This is a genomic window from Vibrio sp. 10N.222.52.B7, from assembly GCF_041474275.1.
Classification (GTDB): Bacteria; Pseudomonadota; Gammaproteobacteria; order Enterobacterales; family Vibrionaceae; genus Vibrio; species Vibrio crassostreae_C.
In genome coordinates this window covers 13,935-40,470 of the sequence record NZ_JBFRTU010000041.1, presented here as the reverse complement: position 1 = coordinate 40,470, position 26,536 = coordinate 13,935, and the positions used below count along the sequence as shown (strand labels likewise).

The following is a 26,536-nucleotide window of genomic DNA, read 5'->3' as shown; positions in this document are numbered from 1 at the left end:
ACTAAAAACTAGCCTCGACCACCTTTAATCGCTTTAATGATTTCAGTGGTAGAGCAACCATCTTCAAAGTTAAGTACTTTCACTTCACCACCAGCAGCAATCACTTCCGCACCACCAGCAATCTCTTCAGGCTTGTAATCACCACCTTTCACAAGAATGCTTGGCAGTACCTCAGAGATTAAACGTTGAGGGGTATCTTCAGAGAATGGCACAACCCAATCAACTGCACCTAAGCCAGCCAATACCGCCATACGACGATCAGTTGGGTTCACAGGGCGACCAGGGCCTTTCAAGCGTTTCACTGATTCATCGGTATTTACCGCAACGATCAAACGATCGCCCAGCTCAGCCGCGTGATTCATGTAAGAAACATGACCAGCATGTAGAATATCAAAGCAGCCATTGGTCATAACTACCTTCTCGCCTTTCGCACGAGCACGCTTCACCACTTCAACCAGTGCCGCTTCTGAGATCACACCGTAGTCTGTGTCTTGACTGCCGTGAATCGCTTCAGCTAGCTCTATCGTGGATAACGTTGACGTACCTAGCTTACCAACAACGACACCAGCTGCAGCGTTCGCTAATGCACACGCCTCATCCAATGGCTTACCAGCTGCAACAGACGCAGCCAGTACTGAGATAACCGTATCACCAGCACCAGTTACGTCGTACACTTCTTTCGCTTGGGTTGGCAAGTGGAATGGTGCCTGACCTTTACGTAATAAAGTCATACCATTTTCACTGCGAGTCACCAATAGAGCTTCAAAGTCATACTTCTCGATCAAGGCAATACCCTTCTCGATAAGATCTTCTTCTGATTTCACTTTACCTGCAACCAGCTCAAACTCTGCCATGTTTGGTGTAAGTAATGTCGCACCACGGTAGCGCTCTAAATCCGCGCCTTTGGGATCGATGAATACAGGAACATTGGCTGCGCGTGCTTTTTGAATGAAGCTCTGTACATGCTCTAATGCACCTTTCGCGTAATCTGACAAGATAACCGAACGTACATTTGGTAGGGCTTGCTCCATGCGAGACAGAATAAGCTCTGGGTTGGTGTTTTCGAATTTGTCTTCAAAATCCAAGCGAATCAACTGCTGACCACGGCTCATCACTCGTAGTTTGGTGATGGTTGGATAGTCTTCTAACTCAACGAAATCACACTTAACCTTCAGAGCACCTAAAGTGCTTTTCAACACCTCAGCAGGCTCATCTTTACCAGTCAAACCAACAACATGAGCATGCCCACCAAGAGAGGCAATGTTCATTGCTACGTTAGCAGCACCACCAGGACGCTCTTCGTTATTTTCTACTTTCACAACGGGGACTGGTGCTTCTGGTGAAATACGGCCAGTTGGGCCATACCAGTAACGGTCAAGCATTACGTCACCGACAATAAGAACACCTGATTGGCTGTAGTCAGGTAGAATTGGTTTCATTGTTGAGCTCCAAAAATCGAATCTGGCTAGAGTCTAGCACACTGATTACAGTGGCTAAACTACAGATAAATGAGTAAAAGCCTATCAAGATAAACATAGCACTCGCTACGCTATGACTGAATTATGCTTCCATCCACTGCTTCCATGCCTGAACAACATGTTCTCTTTCCATTTCGAACTTTTCAATCGCCACATCCGCATCAAGGTTAAGTAGATTACGGTGGTGGATTTCATCCCTTAATGTGGTGTACGCATTGGTCAATGCCATACCTTGTTGCTCGTCCATTATCCCTTGCGACAACAAGCTTTCAAAGATTCTCACATTGTCACACCAACGAGTAAGCTTAGGTTTCTCATTACTGTATCTAAGCACTAAGTATTGCGCCAAGAATTCAATATCGGTAATACCACCCGCATCTTGTTTAAGCATGAATCGATCGGCTTTTTTACCGCCTAAATGGCCACGCATTTTTTCACGCATATCCACAACTGACTTTTTGAGTGTTGCCTCATCTCGTGGCAAGCACAAAACCTCATGCCTAGTTTTGTTAAACGCAGATACCAATAAATCATCACCGTAAATCATACGAGCACGAGTGAGGGCCTGGTGCTCCCATGTCCACGCGTCATTGTGCTGATACTCGTCAAAGGCATCGGTTGGACTCACCAATAGACCAGATGCACCAGAAGGGCGTAGGCGAGTATCGACTTCGTACAAAATGCCAGAAGCAGTTCTGGTCGAGAAAATATGAATAATACGCTGCGCTAATCTTAAGTAGAATTGGCGTCCATCGATCTCTTTCTTTCCATCAGTATAGATGTGTACCGGGCAGTCGTGCATGAACACGATATCAAGATCGGAGTTATAACCAAGCTCCCAACCACCGACTTTGCCATAACCAACGACAGCAAAACCGCGACCTTCGCGATCTTTAACATGGGTCGGTTCACCAAACTTGGCGGATACTTGTAACCAAGCTTGATTGACCCCCGCCTCCACAATGGCTTCTGCTAAGTAGGTCAGGTGATCACTGACCTTCATAACAGGTAGAGCACCCGCAATATCCGCGGCTGCAATTCTCAATATACAGGTCTGCTTAAACTGACGCAGACCTTCCATCTGTTGCTCCATATCATCTTCAGGGATACGGGCTAGATAATCACGCAACTCGGTCTTGTAAGACTCTAAAGGCACGGGATTGTAGAGTTGCTGAGGGTCGATAAGTTCATCTAACAGAATTGGATAACGACCCAACTGCTCCGAAATCATCGGGCTTGCCGTACACAGGCGAACTAGCTGAGTCAACGCGGCAGGGTGTTCATCTAGTAGTTCAAGATAAGTGGTGCGCGTAACGATTTTATGCAGCAGATGCAGTACTCGCGACAAACCAAACTCGGCATCCTTAGCGGTGTACAGCGCTTGAAACACTTTCGGCATCAGTCGATTGAGGACTTCCCGCCCACGAGGGCCAAGAGTCTTTTTAGCCAAATCGGCTTTAAACTGAATGATCGTTTTCGCCGCATCAGGCGGGCTCGCGACCGCAATGTCGTGTTCCAACACGTGCTCAATTACATCGGGTTTATGGGCCATATCCCACAACTCGCTAAAGTGGCTCGCGATCGGATTAGCGTCATCTTCATCAACGCCAATTAGGTCTTCGAACACGGTATGTACATTCGCCATATGGGCGCGAGTTGCCACAATCAAGCTATCCCAATCGGAAAATTGCATGGCAACCGCAAGCTGCAGTTGTTCGAATTCACCGTCAGGTAAGGTTTGAGTTTGCTTATCAGCCATGGCTTGTAACAGGTTCTCAAGGCGACGCAAAAACAGATAAGCTTCACGTAGGTGCCCCACCTCTTCAGACTCTAGCAGATGAAGGGATTCAATCGCACTTAAGGTTTCGAGTAACCCTCGACCGCGTAAGCTAGGCTCGCGTCCACCACGAATCAATTGGAAGACTTGTGCGATAAACTCAACTTCACGAATACCACCAGAGCCAAGCTTGATGTTGTTCGAGAGACCACGACGACGCACTTCGCTGCTGATCATAGACTTCATTCGGCGCAGAGATTGAATCGCACTAAAATCAATATAACGGCGGAACACAAACGGGCGTAGCATTTGGCGAAGCTCTTGATACTCAGGGTACATCTCACTACCCATCACACGCGCTTTGACCATAGCGTAGCGTTCCCAATCGCGACCTTGTTCTTGATAGTAATCTTCTAGCGCAGCGTAACTCATGACCAGTGGACCACTCTCACCGAATGGACGCAGGCGCATGTCTACTCGATAACAGAATCCATCGAAGGTTTGCTGATCAAGCGCCTTAATAATACGTTGCCCGAGACGTGTAAAGAACTGCGCATTGGCAATGCTGCGTCTTGCACCTTGGGTTTCACCATTCTCTGGGTAGGTGAAGATCAGATCGATATCGGAAGAGAAGTTAAGCTCACCGCCCCCTAGCTTGCCCATACCAATGATCAACATCGGCTGTGCTTCGCCTTGTTCATTACAAGGTGTGCCCCACTCTTTACAACAAATATCGTACTGCCATTGGTAGGTTTCGAAGATCATCGCCTCAGCCAACATCGATAGATGATTTAGGCTCTGCTCTAGCTCCCACGAACCCATAAAATCACGCCAAGCAATGTAGGTCATTTCTCGATTTCGGAATTGACGCAGCACGCGCTGACCGCTCATTTCATCGGTGCAACTAGAAAGTAATTCAGCCAAGCGTTCTCGGTATCCTTCAGCGCGTTCTTCGCATGCCAACATATTAGGTAAGTCACCACATAAAACCGTATCACGCTGCAGGCAATCACCAATAAAACAGCTTAAACCGAGTACACGTTTAAGATCTTCAGTCAGTGGCTCAGACCAAGTATTGATGGCTTCACTTTGATGCTCTAATAATTGCTCAAAAGCAGACTGGGAGTGAGTGATGAGTTGAGAAGGCAATGGCATGTTTCTTCCTTGTATAAGCTGCGCGCCGAACAATCGGTTTATCGATTCAGTTCTTCAATAACGAGTTTTCATAACTAAAGATAAGTTATACCAAAGTTACGCCAATAAAAAACGCCCACATTAGCAATGTGGGCGTTTTATCGATTAACTTATCTGGTTGAGCTTACAACCGAGAAATAGTCTCTGGGAATTAGCCTTTGACGGATGAAGATTGGGTGCTGAGGACTAAACCTTAAATTGCTTAATCTTACCGTCGAGTTCTTGCGCGTTACTTTCCATAAGCTGAGAGGTCTCGAGCAGTTCACCAACCACCACAACTGAAGCTTCAACAAGCTCGCGTACATTGGTCAGGTTGACGCTCATCTCTTCAGCAACACTGCTCTGTTGGCCTGCAGCGGTCGCGATCTGGAAGTTCATATCATTGATTTGATTGACTTGGCTTACAATGCCGTCAAGCTCACTTCCCGCGTTAGTCACCAGATCAACACCTTCAGCCGCTTCAACAACACTCTTCTCCATCAGTTCTACCGCAGAGTTAGCGCTGCTTTGTAGATGACTGATCATGTCTTGAATCTCTACCGTCGCTTGCTGAGTGCGCTGTGCAAGGTTACGAACCTCATCAGCAACAACCGCAAAACCACGACCCGCTTCGCCGGCACGTGCCGCTTCAATTGCAGCGTTCAATGCTAGTAGGTTTGTCTGTTCTGAAATGCCTTGGATAGTACCAACCACACTGCCAATTGAGTCAACGCGTTCTTCTACTTGGTTTACCGCTGCTGCAGATGCTGCGATATCTGAAGATAGCTCACTCATCTTAGACACTGATCCTTGAACGAACTTCTGACCAGTAAGAGCTTGGCCTGATGCCTGTTCAGTCAATGACGAAGCGCTTTGTGCATGCTCAGCGACAGTTTGCACCGTCGACGTCATCTCACTCATTGCTGTTGCCAGTTGATCGATCTCGTTGAACTCTTCTTGAGCTGACTCTTTGGTTTCAGACATGCTGATGGTCATCACTTCCGTCAGAGCAAACAGCTCATCAGAAGAGGCCACCTGAGTTTTGATCATGTCGTTCAGTTGGACGCGAGTTTTTTCAAGTTCGCGTGCCACATCGCCGTATTCATCTTTACAGTCCATTTGAATCGGCACTGATAAGTTCTTATCTGCCATGGTTTTAATGGCGTCATTAAGGTATTGAGTCTGGCGCAGCATAACGCGCGCCGCTGCTAACAGAAGAACCACAAACACAATGATCATCAAGGCTGTTTGCCAAGCCACTTGAACTAGGTAAGTCTCGTAATGCTGTTGTGCGACTTGCGCATTGTTCGTTACAGCAAGCAATGAATCGTAAAACGTACTTGCGTCCCATAGCTGCTTCGAAATGATCAAGATAGTGCTGAATATCATCAACATGACCATTTTTGGAACGAGACGAACGTCAGAGATTACCCTTTCCCACGGCTTGAATGACAGTTTAGTCATTGTCAGTTCTCCATTAATTCTTATATATTGATGGCTTCTATATCCGCGAGTTGGCTATGTCAGTCAAAGTTCGCGATTTATTTTGAGCCTCGTATGAATGTTGAATAATACCAAAGACGCCACCAAGCCGATGAGCTTATTGTCACTGATTCTCTCTTTCTTAGCGTTATTTGTGATCTCAGGCTTATTGTTCGTACCGATCGATAAAGAATCGAAACAAGTCCTTATCGGCCTCGATTTTATAATCTGTAGTGTTTTTCTTTTTCAGCTCACAATTGATCTATTTAGATCACAAAACAAAAAAGAATTTCTAAAAGTACACTGGATCGATTTCTTAGCAAGTATCCCAATGATCGAGCCTCTTCGTTTCGCCCGTATTTTTCAAATTCTGCGAGTCATCTTAGTTCTGCGTTCAAGTAAACGTATTTTCAGAGAGTTATTTCGTAATAGGAAAGAGACCACTTTCGCTTCCATCATTCTGCTTTTGGTGATCTTACTGACTATCGGTGCTGGCACGATCCTGCTATTGGAACACAAAGATCCGAACGCCAACATCACTGCAGGTCATGATGCTTTATGGTGGGCGTTTGTGACCATCAGTACTGTGGGTTATGGCGACCATTACCCAGTGACAACTTCCGGTCAGTTAGTGGCTTCAATGGTGATCATCTGTGGTGTCGGTGTGTTTGGTATGATTTCAGGCTTGATTACTTCTTTGATCACCTCCCCAACTCATCATGAGAATCTACGAGCGGAAAACAAAGAGAAACACCTTGAGAAGATCATCGAGCAGCAACAGAAAATCTTAGAGCGACTCGAAAAACTTGAGCAACAAACAAAAAAATAGGGCCGGAGCCCTATTTTCAAATTCATACTTCTATTGATACAGGTATCGAGTTTAGTCTTGCCAGTATGGCTCAACCTCAACACTGATTTGGCGTGTCTGTTCCATCGCATGCAGAATGGACACTTCTTGACGAGCCAACCAGCGCTCTAGCTGAACCTTCTCATCGCCTTCTAACTTCTCAGTTAACGGCTCTAATGTTTTAAGTGCCAGCAAATCATCAATACCTTGTACCATGTCAGCCCATGGCAAACGGAAGCTGTTACGCTCTTCATCGTCATACAAGCTCGCAAAACCCACACCAGAGTATAGATTGCGCATCAAACGGTATTGCTGATCAATATACGCTTGGCTAGTCATCACACGTTCAGGTGGGAAAGCTTCCATCAAGTCCGCCCATGTGCGATCAAGCTGCTTCACCGAAAACCATTCGATACCACTAGCCATTTGCTCACGTGCTTTTTCATCTAGGAAAGGCTGCCAACCACGAGACAGAATCCAACGGCTCAGGTCTAGCAATAAACCTGTGTAACGAGCCGAACTCAGCAAGGTAAGCAGCTCTTCACGATCTGGAAGTTGCTCTTGCATCTCTTTCAGCTCAGCCACTAAGAACTTACGCGCATCGAGTTTACGCAGCACATGGCCTTTATCTTCCAGCAAATCTTCGAAGTGGTCATAGCTTTTTAGCCACTCAAGCTCTTGCTCAAGCCACTTTAACTCTTGACGTAAAATCGCACTTGCTCGTCTTGGAACAATGCCGCCATAGATAGTGAAAGTTTGGCGAATAAAACTCAGCGAGTGACTGATCTCATGCAAAGCTTCAATCGATTGACGCTCTGTGAAAATCTGCTCGTGATAGTGCCAATGAGCGAGAGCATGCTCTAAAGATTGAATAAAACACGATTCAACGGTATCACTTTTGTCAGTATCAACTAAGGTCAAAGGAGTAACTTCATCTCCTTGATAACCTTGAGCAAGACGGTAACCCTTAGCTGCTTTACTTAGGTTACCCAAACGCATGCCACCTTGTTCGCAGAATTGGCGAGACAATGTAAATAGCGCATCCGTTTGACCGGATTTAAGTTCCAATTCGACTTCGCAAATCGGTTCTTGCAGGTCGCCTGATTCAACAAAGCCTTGATCGAATGCGACCTCGACTTGGCTACCATCAGGCATACCAATCAACCACTGCTCACGCGTGAAGTTGGTAGAGAACAGAGGAGTCAGCTCAGCTTGCAACGTTTCGATGTCTTTACCTGCTGGCCAGATATCCTCTGGGTGCAGGGCTAACTTAGGTTCGTTGCTGTCGTGTTCTGCATTGTATTCAGGCCTTTGATGCAGGCCAGCAACCACACGACCAGCAGTCTTTACGGTTTGTACAAATACGTCATCAAAGCGTCGAATGCGTAAGCCTGTATCGTGCTTACGTAGCCAGTTGTCAGCGGTGTCAAAGTAGATGTTACCTAGCTCACGACAACTGTGCTGAAGTACTTTAGTTTCAGCAATTTTATTGCGTAAAGTCTCTGAAAATTCAGGAGAAACAAAAAACTTCAGTTCTATCTCGGTTTCCATAGTTATACCTTTCTGTGAAGATAGGGACAGGATATTGCCAATTTGAAAAGTCGGCAAGTCAGAAATATCGCCCTTATGATGATCTAAAACAGTTTTAATGAGAGATTGATTAGGTTAACATGCGCGACTTTGTAGCCATCGCTTAACATTTCACCATGAATATGGTGTATGTTGTTTTAAGGTTATTATTTATTAGGTTGGATGACCATGCCAGTAAATACAATTATGGGGTTATTTGCAAAGTCCCCAATTAAACCTTTGCAGCGTCACGTAGTATGCGTGAACGAATGTTGTTCTCACCTAGTTAATTTCTTTGAAGTTTCTTCAAAAGGTGACTGGGAAAAAGCATCAGAAATTCGAGCTCAAATTTCTCACCTTGAGAAAGAAGCTGACGTACTAAAACGTGAAATTCGCCTTAAACTTCCTCGTGGTTTGTTTATGCCAGTTGATCGCACCGATATGTTGGAGCTATTAACGCAACAAGACAAACTCGCAAACCTAGCGAAAGACATTGCTGGCCGTGTATATGGTCGTCAACTTGTCATTCCTGCTCCTATGCAAGAAAACTTCATCGCTTACGTTAAACGTTGTCTAGATGCAGCGAACCAAGCACAAAACGTAATCAATGAATTAGACGAATTACTTGAGACTGGCTTTAAAGGCCGTGAAGTAACACTCGTTGCCGAAATGATTCATCAATTAGATGTAATTGAAGATGACACGGATGCGATGCAGATCGAACTACGCCAACAACTAATGGCAATTGAAGGCGATCTGAATCCAGTTGATATCATGTTCTTATACAAAATTCTTGAATGGGTTGGTGGTATTGCAGATCAAGCACAGCGTGTAGGCGCTCGTCTTGAAGTAATGCTTTCTCGATCTTAAATCATACGTTAACCATATAACGAAGAGCATTTTTTGAACAAACCACTTATGCGCTGAGTATTCCTCTCGCTGAGCGGTTTTTTGCGTCTAAATTTGTTCCGCTTGTTATCAAACAACTAGGTATTACGATGGATATCCTTGCTAACTACGGCACTGTCCTGATTATTGTTGCAGCAGCTTTCGGTTTCTTGATGGCTATTGGTATTGGTGCAAATGACGTTGCGAACGCAATGGGCACCTCAGTAGGCTCTAAAGCTTTAACCGTTAAACAAGCGATCATTATCGCAATGATCTTTGAATTCGCAGGTGCTTACCTTGCGGGCGGCGAAGTAACAGACACGATCCGTAAAGGTGTTATCGAAACGTCTCTATTCGCTCATCAACCAGATGTACTTGTGTACGGCATGATGTCAGCACTTCTTGCTGCGGGTACATGGCTACTTCTCGCTTCTTACATGGGCTGGCCGGTTTCTACGACTCACTCAATCATCGGTGCAATCATCGGCTTCGCTTGTGTGTCTGTAGGTACTGAAGCGGTAGACTGGAGCAGCGTTCAAGGCATTGTGGGCAGTTGGATTGTCACACCGGTTATTTCCGGTTTCTTCGCTTACGTCATATTTGTAAGTGCTCAACGACTGATTTTTGATACAGAGAACCCGCTATTTAACGCGAAACGCTTTGTACCGGTATACATGTTCATTACAACAATGGTAATTGCACTTGTAACCATCAAGAAAGGCCTTAAGCACGTTGGTCTTCACCTAAGCAACACTGAAGCATGGGTTTGGGCTGCTGGCGTTTCTGCGCTTGTAATGATCGGCGGTTACCTATACATCCAGAAGAAATTCGCTAACCGCGAAGAAGACCACGGCTTTGCAGGTGTTGAAGGCATCTTCTCTGTACTCATGGTTATCACAGCTTGTGCGATGGCATTTGCACACGGTTCAAACGACGTTGCGAACGCGATTGGTCCACTGTCTGCTGTTGTATCAACCGTTGAGCACATGGGTGAAATCACAGGTAAGAGTACTATCGCATGGTGGATTCTTCCTCTAGGTGGATTCGGTATCGTTGTTGGTCTTGCAACAATGGGTCATAAAGTAATGGCAACCGTTGGTACTGGTATTACAGAACTAACACCAAGCCGTGGCTTTGCTGCACAACTTGCAACTGCATGTACGGTTGTACTAGCTTCAGGTACTGGCCTTCCAATCTCTACTACACAAACACTCGTTGGTGCTGTTTTAGGTGTTGGTTTTGCTCGTGGTATCGCAGCACTAAACTTAGGCGTTGTACGTAATATCGTGGCTTCTTGGATTGTGACACTACCTGCAGGTGCTCTACTTGCTGTTGTGTTCTTCTACGGAATTCAAGCTGCGTTTACTATGTAATCGCAACTGCGTTAGTGAATACTAGCGTCAGAACAGTGTGAGCTTCAGTAACGATATGTAAATGCCATGTCATTATTGACTCAAACGCACAGAAAGGGAGGCTTTGCCTCCCTTCTTTGTTGCACCGCATAAAGAAACTAAATATTATTTGCTGATTGAGGCTGACTCATACGCCTACCCAATTTGAATCGTTAAGGGATTTACTGTGAAAAAACTGATTAGCTTAGTTTTGTTCGCAATGCTTGCGGCTCCAGCTGCCTTTGCACAAGACCGTTATATTGCTGACAAACTATTTACTTATATGCATTCTGGCCCAAACAACACATTCCGTATCATCGGTAGTGTTGATGCTGGTGAAAAGATTACATTCCTACAAACTAACAAGAGTACGGGTTACACCCAAATTCAAGACAACCGTGGCCGTAAAGGTTGGGTTGAAAGCAAGTTTGTAAGCACTCAAGAAAGCATGGCACTGCGTATGCCTAAGCTAGAGAAAGAGCTGACGGAAGTTAAAGGCAAGCTAGCGAATGCTCGTCAGAGTGCTGACAGCGAAAAAGCTGGCCTAGCAAGCTCTCTAGATTCTCGTAACAAGCAGATTGCTGAACTAGAACAGAACTACAGTGAAATTAGCCAACAGCTAACGAGTTCTCAAACAGAGAACCGTGAACTGCGCGCTAAGCTAGACACTCAAAAAGACGACCTACTATTGAAGTACTTCATGTACGGTGGTGGTGTTGCGGGTATTGGTCTACTTCTAGGCCTTGTTCTGCCACACATCATGCCTCGTCGCAGAAAATCACCAAACGGTTGGGCGTAGACTTAACGCTTGTATCAGGTACAGTAAATTCAGTATCGAATATCAAAAAGGAGCACCGAGGTGCTCCTTTTTATTTGTCTGTTATCTAAATACGTATAGAAATCGCTAACCTTTCCACTCGTACAGAGCCGGGATTTCTATCTTCTGTTGATTGAACTCTATGATCACTGATTGTGGCTTAATCTCTAGTAATTGAATGTCTTGTCCAATCCAATCTCCTTGCACCACTTCTTGGCCGTTCACTTTTACCCAACGTTTGGTCTCGCTGCTCGAGTACATATGAGTTTGTAGGTCTAACTTAGGAAGGACGCCTGATAAGCTATTGGTGTGCGTTTCCAACTCAATAACCTGAGAGCCTCTTTGCCCTGCGGGTCTAGAGTCCATCGGCTCAGGAGTGCTTTGTTGCTCCCCCATAATGGATTCAAGCTTCAATGCCAAATCAGGTGGCAACTCACTGAGGTCTAGCCCTTGCAGCAGATCACTGTCCGATTGTAAGTCACTATTTGATTGCTGATCAGTGCTTGATTGCAGAGCAGTCGTTTCATCACTCGCGCCTGGCTGAACGGATGACGATTCAGAACTGGCTGTCATTTGAGTGTTGTTATCAGCATTAGCGAAGATCACTGCTGAGCCACCAGCGGTGTTTGCACGATTAGCGCCAGAATCAATCTGTGCATACATCTCTTGGCGTGGCAATGCTTTCAACGGTTGGCTCGCCGGTGCAGGGCGAACGGTGAACAAGGCATCTTCTTCCTCAGACACGGCATCCATGCTTGCTATATCAGCATCCGCAATTTCAGGCTCAATGTCTGATTCAGTTTTAAATTCTGGCAGAGCGACATTGGCAGCTTGGTTCACGGCTTCTTGTTGTTGGATATACGATTGATAAGCCAAGACGCCACCCACCAACAAAGAAGGAACCAAGATTAAGAGTAGCCCCATCGCTAACGATGAACCTCGCTTGTTGCTCATCCCTTTTGCAGAATTAGGAACATGATGATTCTGGTAGCCTTTGAAGCTTGGTTTGCTAAGAGAGTGCTGATTAATAGAAGATGGCTTGTGAGACGGCTGTTTAAGTTCGTGCATAATACGTGACATTAGCTTTCGCCCCCTTCTAGTGACATCAGCTTAGGCGAATCGAGTTGAGCTAATCTCTGCAATCTTGCTAAGGTGCGCTTACCTGCAATGCCATCAACAGACATACCTTGCCACGTTTGAAATGCTTCGATTTTCATTTTTAACTCATAATCAAATACATCACTACCGGAAACAACCTCTCCTAATACATCAGAAAGCAGTAGATCAAGCAAAGCAACCGCTTCACCTTGATAGCCCTCTTTAAGGGTCTCTCGCAGCGGCTGCTTCCAAATAGCGACGTAATCGCCTTGCCAGATTTGCTCTAAGGATTGCTTCGGCATCACCAACAGCTTTTCATTAACCAGCAACTCGACAGAATCCTTAGACACGCCATACAGCACAGCAAACACTGGTTTTTGGTCTATGTCGAGATTAAGTACCACAGGAACACCAAGTTCTAACAAGGTATCCAAACTGGCCTGCTGCTGCTCACACACAAAAACACTTTGTGGCTCACTTAAGCACAATCCATCACGCAGTGAAGATTGATATCCCCACAGCGTATACAAGTCTTTGATAGCGAGAGAACGATTGGTCCCCTGCATCAAATGTTGTTGAATGTGTTGTGGCAATTCAAACTTGGCAGGTTTTGGCTCAGCAACCAACTTAGGAACATCTGATACCAAAGAACGCTGAGTACGTGCTAACACTTCCGTCTTTGCTCCATTTGATGCATCCGTAGGCAACCAAGCATTGATATAGCTTGGAGCGAAGTTAAAGGTCGCTATTGCAAGACCAACGCTTAACGTCGCAATCCCTGCGTATTGGAATAACTTAGGCGCGACACGAGAAGTTAGAGCTTTCTCGACGTGATACACATCGGCCTGAAAGGACATAACCTGCTGACACGCTCGGTTAACCGTTTCATTGCTCGGTAGCTGCTCACCGTCATGAAAAGCCAACTGCAGTGCTTTATCACACACCAAGTTAATGAGCCTTGGAATACCATGCGTATATTGAGCAATCAGCTTGATAGAACGGTTCGAAAACAACATCTGCTCGCCACCCGCCGTCTCCAAACGAAACGCGATGTACTTGCCCGTTTCTTCGGTATTAAGAGGCAGTAAGTGATAACGACCAGTAATGCGCTGTGCTAGCTGACGTAGCTGCGTGGTTTGTAAGTGCTGTTGTAATTCCGGCTGGCCGACCAACAGTACTTTTAACAGCTTACGATTGTCGGTTTCCAAGTTTGTTAGAAGGCGTAACTGCTCCAACACATCGGCAGCGAGGTGTTGGGCCTCATCGATCACCAATAGGGTTTGAATGCCTTCGGCATGGCTATCAAGTAGAAAATAATGAATAGCCTGACTCAGCTGTTTCAACGATGCTTGTTCTGGGTACTCGACCTCAAACTCATCGCAGATAGCTTCTAGTAAATCCGTATTTGAAAATGTAGGGTTAAGTATAAGGCCAGCCTGAGTATGACTATCCAATGAAGACAACATCGCCTTAGCGACCGTTGTTTTCCCTGTACCAACCTCACCAGTAAGCATCGCAAAGCCCCCACCCTCGCCTAAACCGGCTTGTAGGTTCTGCATCGCTTCTTGATGGCGCTGACTCAAAAACAAGTAGCGAGAATTTGGTACAATCGAAAATGGCATCTCAACGAAGCCAAAATATTCCTTATACATGTGCTGCCCTATAATTACGATTAATGGAAAGTACCATTGCTTGCAGTAAAGTCCAGCAGTGATAAAACATTTCGAGGTGATAAGTTGCAAATTTACGATAGCCTACCAAAAGACAACGGGCTACAACGCTATCTAGTCGGTGGAGCAGTGCGCGATAAGCTGCTCAATATTGATAGTTATGATAGAGATTGGGTCGTGGTAGGGAGTACCCCTCAAGAGATGGAAAACCTTGGCTTTACTGCTGTGGGAAAAGATTTCCCGGTATTCTTGCACCCAAAAACCAAAGAAGAGCACGCACTGGCTCGCACTGAGAGAAAATCAGGCTCTGGTTACACAGGCTTCGAATGTTACTTCGCGCCAGACGTGAGTTTGGAAGAAGACCTGATGCGTCGAGATCTGACCATCAACGCTATAGCTCAAGATGATAAAGGCCAACTTCACGATCCTTATCATGGCCAGAAAGATCTCTCGGATCGTATCTTAAGACACGTTTCAGACGCTTTTGTTGAAGACCCTCTTCGTGTACTGCGTGTGGCTCGCTTCGCCGCCAAGCTTCACCATCTTAACTTCACGGTTGCATCTGAAACCATGGATATGATGAGTGAGATCGTCCAATCTGGTGAACTGGCACACCTTACTGCAGAGCGAGTTTGGCAAGAGTGGCATAAGTCTCTTAGTACACCGCACCCTGAAGTGTTCCTCTCTGTATTGAAAGAGTGTGGTGCATTGGCAGTCGTATTACCTGAGATTGACGCTCTATTTGGCGTCCCTCAACCTGAAAAATGGCACCCTGAAATCGACACGGGTATTCACACTCTGATGGTTGCTCAGCAAGCCGCACTATTAAGCCCATCGCTACCGGTACGCTTTGCAGCTCAAGTGCATGACTTAGGTAAAGGCGTCACACCACAAGCTGAATGGCCAAGCCATAAAATGCACTGCCACACAGGTGTTAAGATAATCAAGAAACTGTGTGAGCGAGTGAGAGTGCCCAATGAATTCAGAGACCTTGCGTTGTTAGTGTGCGAGCAACATTCTAATATCCACCGCGCAGGCGAGCTCAAACCAACCACCTTTCTCAAGGTTCTCAACAAGTTCGATGTTTGGCGTAAGCCAGATAGGTTCGACGATATACTACTTTGCTGCCAGGCCGACCACGCAGGCCGAAAAGGATTAGAAGATCAGCCTTATCCTCAAAAAGCGCGCTTTGAAGTCGCCTACCAAGCGGCGCTTCAAGTCGAAGTAAAAGCGATCATTATCGATGGTTTTAAAGGCAAAGATATTCGAGAAGAACAAGAGAAACGCAGAGCCATCGCAATTGAAAACGCCCTATCAGAACTCGCTAGCAGTTAATCGTCGCCGCTCTACCTAAAACGTATAAAAAGCCCGCAGTTAAGCGGGCCTTTTGTTTCAATTCTTACAGCGAGACCGTTGCCTGTGTCTGTTACTGCATCATCAAGAAAGCAAATAGACCACAACCTAGAATCAGGCGGTAGATAACGAACGGTGTCATGCCCATACGAGAGATAAGCTTCAAGAAAAAGTGGATACAGATGTAAGCACTGATGAAAGACACCGCAACGCCCGTTAGCAAAGTGCCAACATGGATTGGATCACCGCTTGTCACCAACTTAAGACCTAAATAACCACCAGCCAGAGTGATGATTGGGATAGACATCAAGAAAGAGAGTCGAGCCGCCGCTTCACGTGTGAAACCAAGGTAAAGCGCCGCGGTAATGGTTGCGCCAGAACGAGACGTGCCCGGAATGATCGCCATTGCTTGAGCAAGACCAATAAACATCGCCTTTTTCCAACCCGCTTGGTATTCGTCATCGCGCAGGCTTGAGTTCTTGTCCACCCACCATAACAATAGACCAAAGATAATCGTTGTCGTCGCGATCACCCACGCACTGCGTAAGTAAAGCTCAACAATATCTTTCATCAACAAGCCAAAGATACACGCAGGAATCGTCGCGAGAATGATCATCCACGCTAACTTCGCTTCTTTACTACGATCGCCTTTAAACACTGAACCAAAGAATGCGCTCAACAGAGAGACCACTTCTTTACGGAAATAGATAACAACAGCTGCCAAAGTACCAACGTGGACAGCGACATCAAAAGCCAAACCTTGATCTTCCCAGCCTAAAACAGCTGAAGGAAGGATTAGGTGTGCAGAACTGGAAATAGGTAAAAACTCTGTAAAGCCTTGCACCAACGCCAATATAAACGCTTCAAAATAACTCATTACTTACCTTAAAAATTATAGTTTTATATCTACGACAGAGAGCGAGTCTAATTGCTGCATCTTCTGCCATATTTCACTGACGGTTCTTCCGTCTTGCGGGATCACTCGCGCAGGACAAAGATCATAAAGCGGCTGTGTTACAAAAGGATATTTGTAGATATCACTGCGTGGTAATTCTGGTTCACACTCAGAAACCTCCTCTCCAAACAGCACAATATCAAGATCGAGTTTTCGATCTTGTAGTTTGTGCGCATCTTGAGAGCGACCCCATTTAAACTCAATTTTACGCAGCTGCTGTGAAAATTCAGTCAATGAGAGTGACGTGTCGAGCTCTATCACAAAGTTATAAAACGGATGGCTATTAAAACCCACGGGCTCACAGTGATAGATTTTAGAGCATTTAAGGTTAGTCCCTAACGATTGAAGCTCTGTCCATGCCACCCTTGCATGCTTGTCGCGGTCTATGTTCGTGCCAACACCAACATAGGCTACTGTCATGCTTGACCTCGTTCGATGATCACACCAACGGCTTTTGCTTGTGGCACTGCGCCAGGTTTAGCCAATCGGATTTTAATCCACGGCACAGAGAATTGAGTCATGATCAATTCAGCAACTTCTTCAGCCACACGTTCAACCAATAGGAATCGGCCATTCGCAATGTGGTCAAGCACGGCTGTACTCACTGTCGAGTAATCCAAAGCATCAACCACATCATCACTCTTACCCGCTGGGCGGTTGTCATGAGCCATTTCAATATCAAGCACAAGTTTTTGTTTAATCTCTTGTTCCCAATCGTAAACACCGATCGTTGTAATTACTTCTAGCTGTTCAATGAAAACTTTATCCAGTGCCATGACTTGTCCTTTTAGAGGTCGGATACCCATATAGGGGAAAAAAACGTATTATTTGCGTAATTCGAGATATGATATCAATTACTCTTGGATTGAGCATTATTTTCCCATCGTTAGGCGTATAACCGTTAAAGGACAGACATGACCCCATTGGCACTTATCATGATCATTGCTGCCTACTTACTAGGTTCAATCTCTAGTGCGGTCTTGATATGCCGAGTTTTGAGGCTCCCAGATCCTCGAACAGTAGGTTCTAACAACCCAGGAGCAACCAATGTCCTGCGTGTTGGCGGTAAAGGCGCAGCAGCTGCCGTCCTTTTGTGTGACATGCTGAAAGGCACTATCCCTGTCTGGCTTGGCTACTACCTCAAGATCGACCCAATCATTCTTGGGGTTGTGGCAATTGCGGCGTGTCTTGGCCATATGTATCCGATCTTCTTCCACTTCAAAGGTGGTAAAGGCGTGGCAACCGCACTTGGCGCTATCGCCCCAATAGGATTCGATCTAACCGGAATGATCATGGCGACTTGGTTAGTGGTCGCGTTTTTGTTTCGTTACTCTTCTTTAGCGGCACTGGTTACTGTGCTACTTGCCCCTTTCTACGCTTGGTTAGTCAAACCTCAATACACACTGCCAGTAGCCATGCTGTGCTGTTTGATCGTGTTACGTCACCACCAGAATATCCGCCGCCTACTCGATGGCAGCGAACCAAAACTCGGACAAAAAAAATCGGCTTAAACTGTCACGTCTAAGCCGAACCATAATATTCAGTATTTAAAGCTTATAGCAGATGTTTATCTAAAAACGTCTTCAGCATTGTGTTCACAAACTCTGGTTGCTCTAACGAGCTAATATGACCTGCGCCAGGAATCACCACTAATTCACTGCCCGTAATGCAATCGTGCATTAGGTATGACTCAAGTACCGGACGTGGTTTATCTTCTTGTCCTACAGCAATCAAAACAGGCAGAGCAAAGTTCTCTACCGATTCAATCATATCGCGACGTCCAAACACCATTCGACCAATTCGTGCCACTTCTTCAGCGTTGTCGCCCTCAAGAGCTGATAACTGCTGAGTAAAACCTTCAACTAAAGCTGGCGTGTTGGTTTGCGTATCATTAGCGAAGAACAGTGGAACAACCGCTTCAACAATTGGCTGAGGAACCGTCTTGGTTTGAGTGATGGTATCTAACATGCTGAAGTACTTTGCGTGAGCAACTTCTGGTTCTAAACCCACAAAAGTATCCATTAGAACCAAAGACTTAATACGTGCAGGTGCAAGTTCCGCTAACTCAGTCCCCCACATACCGCCAACCGATAAGCCAACCACTGAGAATTCTTCGATCTCTAAATGATCAAGCAGAGCCAAAACGTGCTGAGCGTAATCTTTCAAGTTACGCATCGAAGCGGGTGCAGCTTGAGACTCACCGTGAGACCAAAGCTCTGGAACAATACAGCGATACTGAGTTTTTAATGCTTCGATCTGCGGCTTCCACATTGCACTATCCCAAAGGTAGCTGTGGCCGAGTACAACAACAGGGCCTTGACCTTCATCTAGGTACGCCATCGATTGATTGTCTACTGTGAACTTGTTCATTTTCTTCCCTAATCTCTATCAGCAATTATTTATCGACATACGGTCGGTAAGCTAGGATATAAAAACGGCCGCACAAGGCGACCGTTTATCGAAACACTATAGTCAATTACGCAATTGGCTCTAGCTGGTCAATAGGCCAACGCGGTGTGGCATGAACAGACAAATCAGCCGTTTCGCCATTCTTCAGGCGCTGCATGCCCGCATAAGCGATCATCGCACCATTATCTGTACAGAACTCAGTGCGTGGGTAGTACACCTCACCACCGACTTTCTTAGCAAGAGCTTCAAGCTCAACACGCAGTTGTTTGTTGGCACTTACACCGCCAGCAATCACTATACGTTTCATGCCCGTTTCAACCAAGGCTCGCTTACACTTGATTACTAAGGTTGCACAAACAGCTTCTTGGAATGCATAAGCGATATCAGCGCGAGTTTGGTCATCATTATCGTTATCGCGAATGGTATTCGCTGCGAACGTCTTCAGACCAGAAAAGCTCATATCTAAACCCGGACGATCGGTCATTGGACGCGGGAACTTAAAACGACCCGGAGTGCCTTTTTCCGCCAAACGAGATAACAGTGGACCACCAGGGTAATCTAAGCCCATCAGTTTCGCGGTTTTATCAAACGCTTCACCCGCTGCATCATCAATCGATTCACCAAGGATTCGGTATTCACCAATACCTTTCACTTCTACCATCATGGTATGGCCGCCAGAAACCAGCAGAGCCACAAATGGGAATGGTGGTGGGTTATCTTCTAGCATTGGCGCAAGAAGGTGACCTTCCATATGGTGAACAGGCACTGCAGGCACTCCCCACGCATAAGCAATACTGCGACCAATCGTTGCACCAACCAGCAGTGCACCCACTAAACCAGGGCCAGCCGTGTAAGCCACACCATCAATGTCTTTCGACGTTAGGTTCGCTTCTGTTAATGCCGCTTTAATAAGAGGAATTGTTTTTTTCACGTGGTCACGTGAAGCTAGCTCAGGTACCACACCACCGTAATCGGCGTGCAGCTTTACTTGGCTATATAATTGATGAGAAAGCAGCCCTTGCTCATCATCATAAATCGCGATTCCTGTTTCATCACAAGAGGTTTCAATACCAATAATGCGCATAATTTTCTCGGCACGCTTTCGTCTAAAATGGGAAATTAGCGCAATATTACCCTGCCTAAGCTCTTCAAACAAATATTGTACAGACTATAATCGACAAAGTGCTTTACAAAGCCACTGTGATCGGATTAAAATTCCGCACCATTTTTGATCAAGCTGGTTAATGGCCAAACGCGAATAGAGAGTTAGCTCGATGGGTAACTTCTCTGATTTGGTACTGAGTAGCCAGCGATAATGAATAACCCCTGAGGTGAAAGGCATATGCCAATAGTTAAAGTACGTGAAAACGAACCGTTCGACGTTGCACTACGTCGTTTCAAGCGCTCTTGTGAAAAAGCAGGTATCCTTTCTGAAGTTCGCCGTCGCGAGCACTACGAAAAGCCAACTACAGTTCGCAAACGCGCTAAAGCAGCAGCTCAAAAGCGTCACGCTAAGAAGCTAGCTCGCGAAAACGCACGTCGCGTTCGCCTGTACTAATAACTTAATCCATAAGGACTGAGTTATGGCTCTTATTGAACAACTCAAAGAAGAGCAAAAATTAGCGATGAAAGCCAAGGACAAACCGCGCCTTGGCACTATCCGCTTAGCTCTTTCAGCAATTAAGCAACGTGAAGTTGACGAACGGATCACTCTGAACGACGACGACATTCTTGCTGTATTAGTTAAAATGGTTAAGCAACGTCGCGATTCTGTTGCTCAATATGAATCAGCAAATCGTCAAGATCTTGCTGACGTGGAAAAAGCAGAAATTACGGTACTTGAAGGCTTTATGCCTCAACCGCTAACTGAAGAAGAAGTTATTGCACTACTTGATAGCGCAATCGCCGAAGCTCAACCAGCGGGCATGCAAGACATGGGTAAAGTAATGGCTATCTTGAAACCACAAATTCAAGGGCGTGCAGATATGGGGAAAGTTAGTGGTTTAGTTCGTTCTAAACTCGCTTAATCCCAAATCAAATTGCAACAAGCCGTGCAATCCTTCGGAACGCACGGCTTGTTTGTATCTGTAACCTATTCAAACTATTATTATCCACACTCTCAGTTAGTGCATTTTTCTAAGGTTTTATGGCAGGACACATCCCGCGTAGTTTCATCGATGATCTCCTAGCGCGTCTCGACATTGTCGACATTGTGGACGCACGCGTGAAACTTAAGAAAAAAGGCAAAAACTATGGTGCTTGTTGCCCATTCCACAACGAAAAGACCCCTTCTTTTAGCGTAAGCCAAGAAAAACAGTTTTATCACTGCTTTGGTTGTGGCGTACACGGTAATGCTATCGACTTCATTATGGAGTTCGAACGCCTCGATTTTGTTGAAGCTATTGAAGAGCTTGCCTCTTTCTTAGGCCTCGATGTTCCTAGAGAGCAACGTAGCGGCGAGATATCAACAGCACCAAGAGCCAACAGCGAACAAAAACGTAACCTCTACGATTTGATGGGCGGCATCAGTAATTTTTACCGCTCTCAACTGAAAATATCAGCCAACAAACCTGCGATTGATTACCTAAAGAATCGTGGCCTTTCGGGCGAGATCGTCCAGAAGTTTGGCATTGGTTATGTGGCCGATGAGTGGGACTTAGTTCGTAAGAACTTTGGCCAACAGAAAGAAGCCCAAGACATGCTCGTAACTGGCGGCATGTTAATTGAGAACGATAAAGGTAACCGATACGACCGATTCCGTGGACGCGTAATGTTCCCAATTCGTGATCGTCGTGGCCGTGTGATTGGTTTTGGTGGTCGTGTATTAGAAGACGGCACACCAAAATACCTCAACTCACCAGAAACGCCTATCTTCCATAAAGGTAAAGAGCTTTACGGCCTTTATGAAGTGCTGCAAGCCTACCGTGAACCGCCGCAAATACTTGTGGTTGAAGGTTACATGGATGTCGTGGCACTCGCGCAATATGGTGTCGATTACTCAGTAGCATCACTGGGCACCTCGACAACCGGCGACCATGTTCAAATGTTGTTCCGTCAAACCAGCACTGTGGTTTGTTGTTACGATGGTGACCGAGCAGGTAAAGAGGCCGCATGGCGCGCACTAGAAAACGCACTTGAGTATCTCAAAACCGGTAACACGCTTAAGTTTCTATTCTTGCCCGACGGTGAAGATCCAGACAGCTATATTAGAGAGCATGGCAAAGCCGCTTTTGAACAACTGGTCCACAATGCGACACCGCTTTCGACCTATTTGTTCGATAACCTGATTGAAATACACAAGTTAAACTTGGGAACAACCGAAGGAAAATCGGCACTGCGTGCACACGCCAGCGCCTTGATTAACAAAATCCCTGACAGTTACTTCCAAGAATTACTCGAAAAACTGCTCGATGAGCGAACTGGATTTGATAATCAATTGCGACGTGCGCGTGTTCATACACAGAACCCGACACCTCAACCGCATAAAGAGCTGAAACGCACTCCAATGCGTGAAGTTATCGCTTTGCTTATCCAAAATCCGAGCTATGCTGATATGGTACCGGATTTATCAAGTGTCAAAGGCTTACAATTGCCTGGGCTAAGTTTATTCGTCGAAGTACTTGATAAATGCCACGCGCATCCCCATATCAACACAGGCCAATTATTAGAGCATTGGCGACACAATAAACATGAGGCTCTTCTGTCTCGTCTCGCGAGCTGGGAAATCCCCCTCGACGAAGACAATCAAGAAGACATATTTTTAGACTCATTGGACAACATACTTGCCCAGTGCGTTGAAAAACAAATTGAAAACCTGCAGGCCAAAGCAAGAAGCGTCGGTTTATCAGCCGAAGAAAAAAGGGAGCTACTAGCTTTAATGCTAGATCTAAAAGCGTAACCCTGTTTGATTAGTCAGCATTTAATAAATTTGTTAACATAATTGGTTTGCATTTGAGAATGCAACGTCCTTCACCAGACCTGAAGTTGGATATCATCTATGGATCAAAATCCGCAGTCACAGCTTAAATTACTTGTTATTAAAGGCAAGGAACAAGGCTATCTGACCTACGCCGAAGTAAACGACCACCTACCTGCAGAAATCGTGGATTCTGAACAGGTAGAAGACATCATTCAAATGATCAACGACATGGGTATCAAGGTAGTTGAAACTGCACCTGATGCTGATGATCTAGCACTTAATGATGACGATGCCAATATAGATGAAGATGCAGCCGAAGCTGCAGCTGCTGCGCTTTCAAGCGTAGAAAGCGAGATTGGCCGTACTACTGACCCAGTTCGTATGTACATGCGTGAAATGGGTACGGTTGAACTACTGACTCGTGAAGGCGAAATCGACATTGCGAAACGTATTGAAGATGGTATCAATACAGTTCAACTATCGGTTGCTGAGTACCCAGGCACTATTCCATACATCTTGGAACAGTTTGACCGCGTACAAGCAGAAGAGATTCGCTTAACAGACCTAATCAATGGCTTTGTTGACCCTGACGACGATGGCACAGCTGCGCCAACGGCGACTCACATCGGTTCAGAACTTGCTGAAACTGATCTGGAAGACGAAGACAAAGAAGACGCTGAAGACGACGAGGAAGAGGAAGAAGAAGATACAGGTATCGATCCTGAGCTTGCTCTTGAGAAGTTCACAGCGCTTCGTACTAGCTACCAGAACCGTCAGCTAGCGATCAACGAGTACGGCCATGAAAGCCCGAAAGCAATGCTTGCAACAACAATGATGCAAGACGTATTCAAAGAGTTCCGTCTAACACCAAAACAGTTTGATTTCCTAGTAAACGAACTGCGTAACTCTATGGATCGTGTACGTACTCAAGAACGCCTAATCATGCGTCAAACGGTTGAGTACGGCAAAATGCCGAAGAAATCTTTCATTGCTCTATTTACTGGCAACGAATCTAGCGAAGCATGGTTGGATGAAGTTCTTGCTTCAGACAAGCCATACGCAGAAAAGATTAAACGTAACGAGCACGACATCCGTCGCTCTATCCAAAAGCTGGATATGATCGAACGTGAAACGTCTCTTACTGTTCAAAGCATCAAAGATATCAGCCGTCGCATGTCTATCGGTGAAGCGAAAGCTCGTCGTGCGAAGAAAGAGATGGTTGAAGCGAACTTACGTCTAGTAATCTCGATTGCTAAGAAGTACACAAACCGTGGTCTACAATTCCTGGATCTAATCCAAGAAGGTAACATCGGTCTGATGAAAGCGGTAGATAAGTTTGAATACCGTCGTGGTTACAAGTTCTCTACTTACGCTACTTGGTGGATCCGTCAAGCAATCACTCGTTCGATTGCCGACCAAGCTCGTACTATCCGTATTCCGGTTCACATGATCGAAACGATCAACAAACTAAACCGTATCTCTCGTCAAATGCTACAAGAGATGGGTCGTGAACCACTTCCGGAAGAACTGGCTGAACGCATGCAAATGCCTGAAGACAAGATCCGTAAAGTACTGAAAATCGCTAAAGAGCCAATCTCAATGGAGACACCAATCGGTGACGACGAAGATTCGCACCTAGGTGATTTCATCGAAGATACAACGCTAGAACTACCTCTAGACTCTGCAACGGCAACCAGCCTACGCGGTGCAACTAAAGACGTTCTTGCAGGCCTAACACCTCGTGAAGCTAAAGTACTGCGTATGCGTTTCGGTATCGACATGAACACTGACCACACTCTTGAAGAGGTTGGTAAACAGTTCGACGTAACTCGTGAACGTATCCGTCAGATCGAAGCAAAAGCACTACGTAAACTTCGTCACCCAAGCCGCTCAGAAACTCTGCGTAGCTTCCTAGACGAGTAATCGCACACTCAAGTGTGGTTAGCTTTTAAGCATAAATAAGAAAAGGTGAGCGTTGGCTCACCTTTTTTTTATCTGTGTGATTTAAGTGGCTAAGATGTAAGCGGAATTGCCCCTTATAGTGTCTAGACACCATTGAACGCTTCCCCTATAATCTATGCCCTACGGCCCCTTAGCTCAGTGGTTAGAGCGCACGACTCATAATCGTTCGGTCCCCAGTTCAAATCTGGGAGGGGCCACCAAATTAGAAAAGCCAGAACAGTTCATGCTGCTCTGGCTTTTTGCTTTTCTAAATCTGTACAACTTACGCCCTGCATTTCCTAACCAATAACGAATCATCCCGCACACAATTCCAATTGCCTCTCTGTGACTAAACATACTTTTCTTTTATAAAAAAATCGGCAATATGAGTGTACACAAATCATTCAATAGTTCAGGGAAGAAACATGAAAGACGAAACACTCTCGATTCACTTCGGCTACGACACTGATCCAACAACCAAATCAGTTGCGACTCCTATTTACCAAACCGTCGCGTACGAATTCGATGACGCACAACACGGCGCCGACCTCTTCAACCTTGTGGTGCCAGGCAATATCTACACTCGCATAATGAACCCAACCAATGATGTGTTAGAAAAACGCATGGCCGCCTTAGAAGGAGGTATCGCAGGCTTAGTGGTAAGTGCGGGCAGTGCTGCGATCAACTATGCGATTCAGACGTTGGCGCAAATCGGTGACAACATTGTTTCAACACCTCAGCTTTACGGTGGTACTTACACCCTATTTGCTCACATGTTGCCAAATCAAGGAATTGAAGTTCGTTTTGCTAAAGACGACAAACCAGAAAGCTTAGCGGCACTGATCGATGAAAAAACCAAGGCGGTTTACTGTGAAAGTATCGGTAACCCAGCAGGTAATATTATCGACTTAGAGCGTGTTGCTGAACTTGCTCACGCACAAGGTGTACCTGTGATTGTTGATAACACGGTGGCGACGCCTGTACTGTGTAAACCTATCGATTTTGGTGCTGACATCGTGGTGCACTCACTAACTAAATACGTGGGTGGTCACGGTACAACGTTAGGTGGCGTGATTGTCGACTCAGGTAAATTCCCATGGGCACAGCACAAGGACCGCTTCCCTGTGTTTAATCAGCCAGAGCCTTCTTATCATGGCGTGGTTTATACCGAGGCCTTTGGTGAGGCTGCGTTTATTGGTCGTGCTAGAACGGTTCCCCTACGTAATACAGGTGCAGCACTGTCACCAATGAATGCTTTCATGTTGATGCAAGGTTTGGAGACGTTGTCGCTACGCATGGAGCGACACACAGAGAATGCCTTGAAAGTAGCGGAATACCTCAAGCAACACGAGAAAGTCAGTTGGGTAAGTTACGCTGGCCTGCCTGATTCAGAATTCTATCCACTCGCTGAAAAGTACATGCAAGGTAAGCCATCGGCCATTCTATCTTTTGGTTTAAAAGACGGTTATGAAGCCGGTGTTCGCTTCTATGATGCACTGCAAATCTTCAAGCGCTTAGTTAACATTGGCGATGCGAAATCTCTCGCTTGTCACCCAGCTTCGACGACACACCGTCAACTAAGCGAAGCTGAACAGAAACAAGCCGGTGTATCACCGGAGATGATTCGCCTATCAGTAGGTATCGAGCACATTGACGATATCTTGGCTGACCTAGAGCAAGCACTGAGCGCTTAATGACGCTACAGCTAGCTCTAACACTGATCGTTAACTAACAGACATAAAAAAGCCCATCACAGGATGGGCTTCTTA

Annotated in this window: 22 protein-coding genes and 1 tRNA gene; 12 read left to right on the top strand and 11 right to left on the bottom strand. The window is 45.8% G+C overall.

Translation table 11 applies throughout. The features are described from left to right. Window positions 1-8: 8 nt before the first annotated feature. From hldE to AB4512_RS12435, 3 genes are all read right to left on the bottom strand, one after another. Window positions 9-1,439, bottom strand: coding sequence for a bifunctional D-glycero-beta-D-manno-heptose-7-phosphate kinase/D-glycero-beta-D-manno-heptose 1-phosphate adenylyltransferase HldE (gene hldE / locus AB4512_RS12445; protein ID WP_372174974.1), 1,431 nt, complete (start codon window positions 1,437-1,439; stop codon window positions 9-11). A 121-nt stretch (window positions 1,440-1,560) separates the two neighbouring features. Next, window positions 1,561-4,410: a bifunctional [glutamate--ammonia ligase]-adenylyl-L-tyrosine phosphorylase/[glutamate--ammonia-ligase] adenylyltransferase gene (gene glnE, locus AB4512_RS12440; protein ID WP_017062913.1), complete on the bottom strand. Its 2,850-nt coding sequence runs from the start codon at window positions 4,408-4,410 to the stop codon at window positions 1,561-1,563. A gap of 225 nt (window positions 4,411-4,635) precedes the next feature. Further along, window positions 4,636-5,892: a methyl-accepting chemotaxis protein gene (locus tag AB4512_RS12435; protein ID WP_017061421.1), complete on the bottom strand. Its 1,257-nt coding sequence runs from the start codon at window positions 5,890-5,892 to the stop codon at window positions 4,636-4,638. Window positions 5,893-5,989: 97 nt separating this feature from the next. Here AB4512_RS12435 and AB4512_RS12430 point away from each other — a divergent pair, with 97 nt between their 5' ends. Beyond that, the gene (locus AB4512_RS12430) at window positions 5,990-6,739 is read left to right on the top strand and encodes an ion transporter (protein ID WP_372174973.1); all 750 of its coding nucleotides are present in this window, start codon (window positions 5,990-5,992) and stop codon (window positions 6,737-6,739) included. A 51-nt stretch (window positions 6,740-6,790) separates the two neighbouring features. Here the strand turns inward: AB4512_RS12430 and AB4512_RS12425 are convergent, their stop codons facing one another. Next, complete coding sequence (locus tag AB4512_RS12425; protein WP_017062915.1) at window positions 6,791-8,308, bottom strand: inorganic triphosphatase; 1,518 nt, start codon at window positions 8,306-8,308, stop codon at window positions 6,791-6,793. Window positions 8,309-8,515: 207 nt separating this feature from the next. Between AB4512_RS12425 and AB4512_RS12420 the strand changes: the two genes are divergently transcribed. The 3 genes from AB4512_RS12420 to AB4512_RS12410 all read left to right on the top strand — a co-directional run bounded on the left by AB4512_RS12420 (window position 8,516) and on the right by AB4512_RS12410 (window position 11,404). Further along, a complete protein-coding gene (locus AB4512_RS12420; RefSeq protein ID WP_010434644.1) occupies window positions 8,516-9,196 on the top strand; it encodes a TIGR00153 family protein in 681 nt (226 codons plus the stop codon). A gap of 128 nt (window positions 9,197-9,324) precedes the next feature. Then, complete coding sequence (locus tag AB4512_RS12415) at window positions 9,325-10,587, top strand: inorganic phosphate transporter (RefSeq protein WP_017069480.1); 1,263 nt, start codon at window positions 9,325-9,327, stop codon at window positions 10,585-10,587. A 205-nt stretch (window positions 10,588-10,792) separates the two neighbouring features. Beyond that, window positions 10,793-11,404: a TIGR04211 family SH3 domain-containing protein gene (locus tag AB4512_RS12410; RefSeq protein ID WP_017062917.1), complete on the top strand. Its 612-nt coding sequence runs from the start codon at window positions 10,793-10,795 to the stop codon at window positions 11,402-11,404. A gap of 105 nt (window positions 11,405-11,509) precedes the next feature. Here the strand turns inward: AB4512_RS12410 and AB4512_RS12405 are convergent, their stop codons facing one another. Next, the gene (locus AB4512_RS12405) at window positions 11,510-12,502 is read right to left on the bottom strand and encodes a general secretion pathway protein GspB (RefSeq protein ID WP_372174972.1); all 993 of its coding nucleotides are present in this window, start codon (window positions 12,500-12,502) and stop codon (window positions 11,510-11,512) included. Then, window positions 12,502-14,172, bottom strand: coding sequence for an AAA family ATPase (locus AB4512_RS12400; protein ID WP_372174971.1), 1,671 nt, complete (start codon window positions 14,170-14,172; stop codon window positions 12,502-12,504). The genes AB4512_RS12405 and AB4512_RS12400 overlap by 1 nt, the downstream gene beginning before the upstream one ends. A 36-nt stretch (window positions 14,173-14,208) precedes the next feature. Here AB4512_RS12400 and AB4512_RS12395 point away from each other — a divergent pair, with 36 nt between their 5' ends. Beyond that, window positions 14,209-15,525, top strand: coding sequence for a multifunctional CCA addition/repair protein (locus AB4512_RS12395; protein ID WP_372174970.1), 1,317 nt, complete (start codon window positions 14,209-14,211; stop codon window positions 15,523-15,525). Between the two features lie 91 nt (window positions 15,526-15,616). Here the strand turns inward: AB4512_RS12395 and AB4512_RS12390 are convergent, their stop codons facing one another. From AB4512_RS12390 to folB, 3 genes are read right to left on the bottom strand one after another with little or no spacing between them, the layout of a single operon-like run. Then, entirely contained in the window at window positions 15,617-16,420 is an 804-nt protein-coding gene (locus tag AB4512_RS12390; RefSeq protein ID WP_372174969.1) for an undecaprenyl-diphosphate phosphatase, read from the bottom strand. Window positions 16,421-16,435: 15 nt separating this feature from the next. Continuing rightward, on the bottom strand, window positions 16,436-16,918 hold the full coding sequence (gene folK / locus AB4512_RS12385) for a 2-amino-4-hydroxy-6-hydroxymethyldihydropteridine diphosphokinase (protein WP_017062921.1): 483 nt from the start codon (window positions 16,916-16,918) through the stop codon (window positions 16,436-16,438). Next, window positions 16,915-17,274 (bottom strand): dihydroneopterin aldolase, encoded by a 360-nt coding sequence (folB, locus tag AB4512_RS12380; RefSeq protein WP_004735969.1) that lies wholly within the window; start codon window positions 17,272-17,274, stop codon window positions 16,915-16,917. The genes folK and folB overlap by 4 nt, the downstream gene beginning before the upstream one ends. A gap of 138 nt (window positions 17,275-17,412) precedes the next feature. Here folB and plsY point away from each other — a divergent pair, with 138 nt between their 5' ends. Next, window positions 17,413-18,009, top strand: coding sequence for a glycerol-3-phosphate 1-O-acyltransferase PlsY (plsY, locus tag AB4512_RS12375; RefSeq protein WP_009847793.1), 597 nt, complete (start codon window positions 17,413-17,415; stop codon window positions 18,007-18,009). 43 nt (window positions 18,010-18,052) lie between these two features. Here plsY and AB4512_RS12370 read toward each other — a convergent pair whose 3' ends face one another. After that, window positions 18,053-18,868 carry an alpha/beta fold hydrolase gene (locus tag AB4512_RS12370; RefSeq protein ID WP_372098075.1) on the bottom strand — a complete coding sequence of 272 codons (816 nt, stop codon included), beginning with the start codon at window positions 18,866-18,868 and terminating at the stop codon, window positions 18,053-18,055. A gap of 106 nt (window positions 18,869-18,974) precedes the next feature. Beyond that, complete coding sequence (tsaD, locus tag AB4512_RS12365; RefSeq protein ID WP_372174968.1) at window positions 18,975-19,991, bottom strand: tRNA (adenosine(37)-N6)-threonylcarbamoyltransferase complex transferase subunit TsaD; 1,017 nt, start codon at window positions 19,989-19,991, stop codon at window positions 18,975-18,977. Between the two features lie 258 nt (window positions 19,992-20,249). Between tsaD and rpsU the strand changes: the two genes are divergently transcribed. The 6 genes from rpsU to AB4512_RS12335 all read left to right on the top strand — a co-directional run bounded on the left by rpsU (window position 20,250) and on the right by AB4512_RS12335 (window position 26,461). Then, window positions 20,250-20,465 carry a 30S ribosomal protein S21 gene (gene rpsU, locus AB4512_RS12360; RefSeq protein ID WP_004396009.1) on the top strand — a complete coding sequence of 72 codons (216 nt, stop codon included), beginning with the start codon at window positions 20,250-20,252 and terminating at the stop codon, window positions 20,463-20,465. Window positions 20,466-20,490: 25 nt separating this feature from the next. Beyond that, window positions 20,491-20,934 carry a GatB/YqeY domain-containing protein gene (locus AB4512_RS12355; protein ID WP_010434610.1) on the top strand — a complete coding sequence of 148 codons (444 nt, stop codon included), beginning with the start codon at window positions 20,491-20,493 and terminating at the stop codon, window positions 20,932-20,934. Window positions 20,935-21,053: 119 nt separating this feature from the next. After that, entirely contained in the window at window positions 21,054-22,805 is a 1,752-nt protein-coding gene (gene dnaG / locus AB4512_RS12350; protein ID WP_017069474.1) for a DNA primase, read from the top strand. Between the two features lie 99 nt (window positions 22,806-22,904). Next, the gene (rpoD, locus tag AB4512_RS12345; protein WP_017069473.1) at window positions 22,905-24,749 is read left to right on the top strand and encodes an RNA polymerase sigma factor RpoD; all 1,845 of its coding nucleotides are present in this window, start codon (window positions 22,905-22,907) and stop codon (window positions 24,747-24,749) included. A gap of 163 nt (window positions 24,750-24,912) precedes the next feature. Continuing rightward, window positions 24,913-24,988: transfer RNA gene (locus AB4512_RS12340), tRNA-Ile, on the top strand. 204 nt (window positions 24,989-25,192) lie between these two features. Then, the gene (locus tag AB4512_RS12335; protein WP_372174967.1) at window positions 25,193-26,461 is read left to right on the top strand and encodes an O-acetylhomoserine aminocarboxypropyltransferase/cysteine synthase family protein; all 1,269 of its coding nucleotides are present in this window, start codon (window positions 25,193-25,195) and stop codon (window positions 26,459-26,461) included. Window positions 26,462-26,536 lie beyond the last annotated feature (75 nt).

Coding starts and splice junctions, on each gene's coding strand:
- hldE (WP_372174974.1), bottom strand. CDS start 1,439: ATGAAACCAATTCTACCTGACTACAGCCAATCAGGTGTTCTTATTGTC.
- glnE (WP_017062913.1), bottom strand. CDS start 4,410: ATGCCATTGCCTTCTCAACTCATCACTCACTCCCAGTCTGCTTTTGAG.
- AB4512_RS12435 (WP_017061421.1), bottom strand. CDS start 5,892: ATGACTAAACTGTCATTCAAGCCGTGGGAAAGGGTAATCTCTGACGTT.
- AB4512_RS12430 (WP_372174973.1), top strand. CDS start 5,990: ATGTTGAATAATACCAAAGACGCCACCAAGCCGATGAGCTTATTGTCA.
- AB4512_RS12425 (WP_017062915.1), bottom strand. CDS start 8,308: ATGGAAACCGAGATAGAACTGAAGTTTTTTGTTTCTCCTGAATTTTCA.
- AB4512_RS12420 (WP_010434644.1), top strand. CDS start 8,516: ATGCCAGTAAATACAATTATGGGGTTATTTGCAAAGTCCCCAATTAAA.
- AB4512_RS12415 (WP_017069480.1), top strand. CDS start 9,325: ATGGATATCCTTGCTAACTACGGCACTGTCCTGATTATTGTTGCAGCA.
- AB4512_RS12405 (WP_372174972.1), bottom strand. CDS start 12,502: ATGTCACGTATTATGCACGAACTTAAACAGCCGTCTCACAAGCCATCT.
- AB4512_RS12400 (WP_372174971.1), bottom strand. CDS start 14,172: ATGTATAAGGAATATTTTGGCTTCGTTGAGATGCCATTTTCGATTGTA.
- AB4512_RS12390 (WP_372174969.1), bottom strand. CDS start 16,420: ATGAGTTATTTTGAAGCGTTTATATTGGCGTTGGTGCAAGGCTTTACA.
- folK (WP_017062921.1), bottom strand. CDS start 16,918: ATGACAGTAGCCTATGTTGGTGTTGGCACGAACATAGACCGCGACAAG.
- folB (WP_004735969.1), bottom strand. CDS start 17,274: ATGGCACTGGATAAAGTTTTCATTGAACAGCTAGAAGTAATTACAACG.
- plsY (WP_009847793.1), top strand. CDS start 17,413: ATGACCCCATTGGCACTTATCATGATCATTGCTGCCTACTTACTAGGT.
- AB4512_RS12370 (WP_372098075.1), bottom strand. CDS start 18,868: ATGAACAAGTTCACAGTAGACAATCAATCGATGGCGTACCTAGATGAA.
- tsaD (WP_372174968.1), bottom strand. CDS start 19,991: ATGCGCATTATTGGTATTGAAACCTCTTGTGATGAAACAGGAATCGCG.
- rpsU (WP_004396009.1), top strand. CDS start 20,250: ATGCCAATAGTTAAAGTACGTGAAAACGAACCGTTCGACGTTGCACTA.
- AB4512_RS12355 (WP_010434610.1), top strand. CDS start 20,491: ATGGCTCTTATTGAACAACTCAAAGAAGAGCAAAAATTAGCGATGAAA.
- dnaG (WP_017069474.1), top strand. CDS start 21,054: ATGGCAGGACACATCCCGCGTAGTTTCATCGATGATCTCCTAGCGCGT.
- rpoD (WP_017069473.1), top strand. CDS start 22,905: ATGGATCAAAATCCGCAGTCACAGCTTAAATTACTTGTTATTAAAGGC.
- AB4512_RS12335 (WP_372174967.1), top strand. CDS start 25,193: ATGAAAGACGAAACACTCTCGATTCACTTCGGCTACGACACTGATCCA.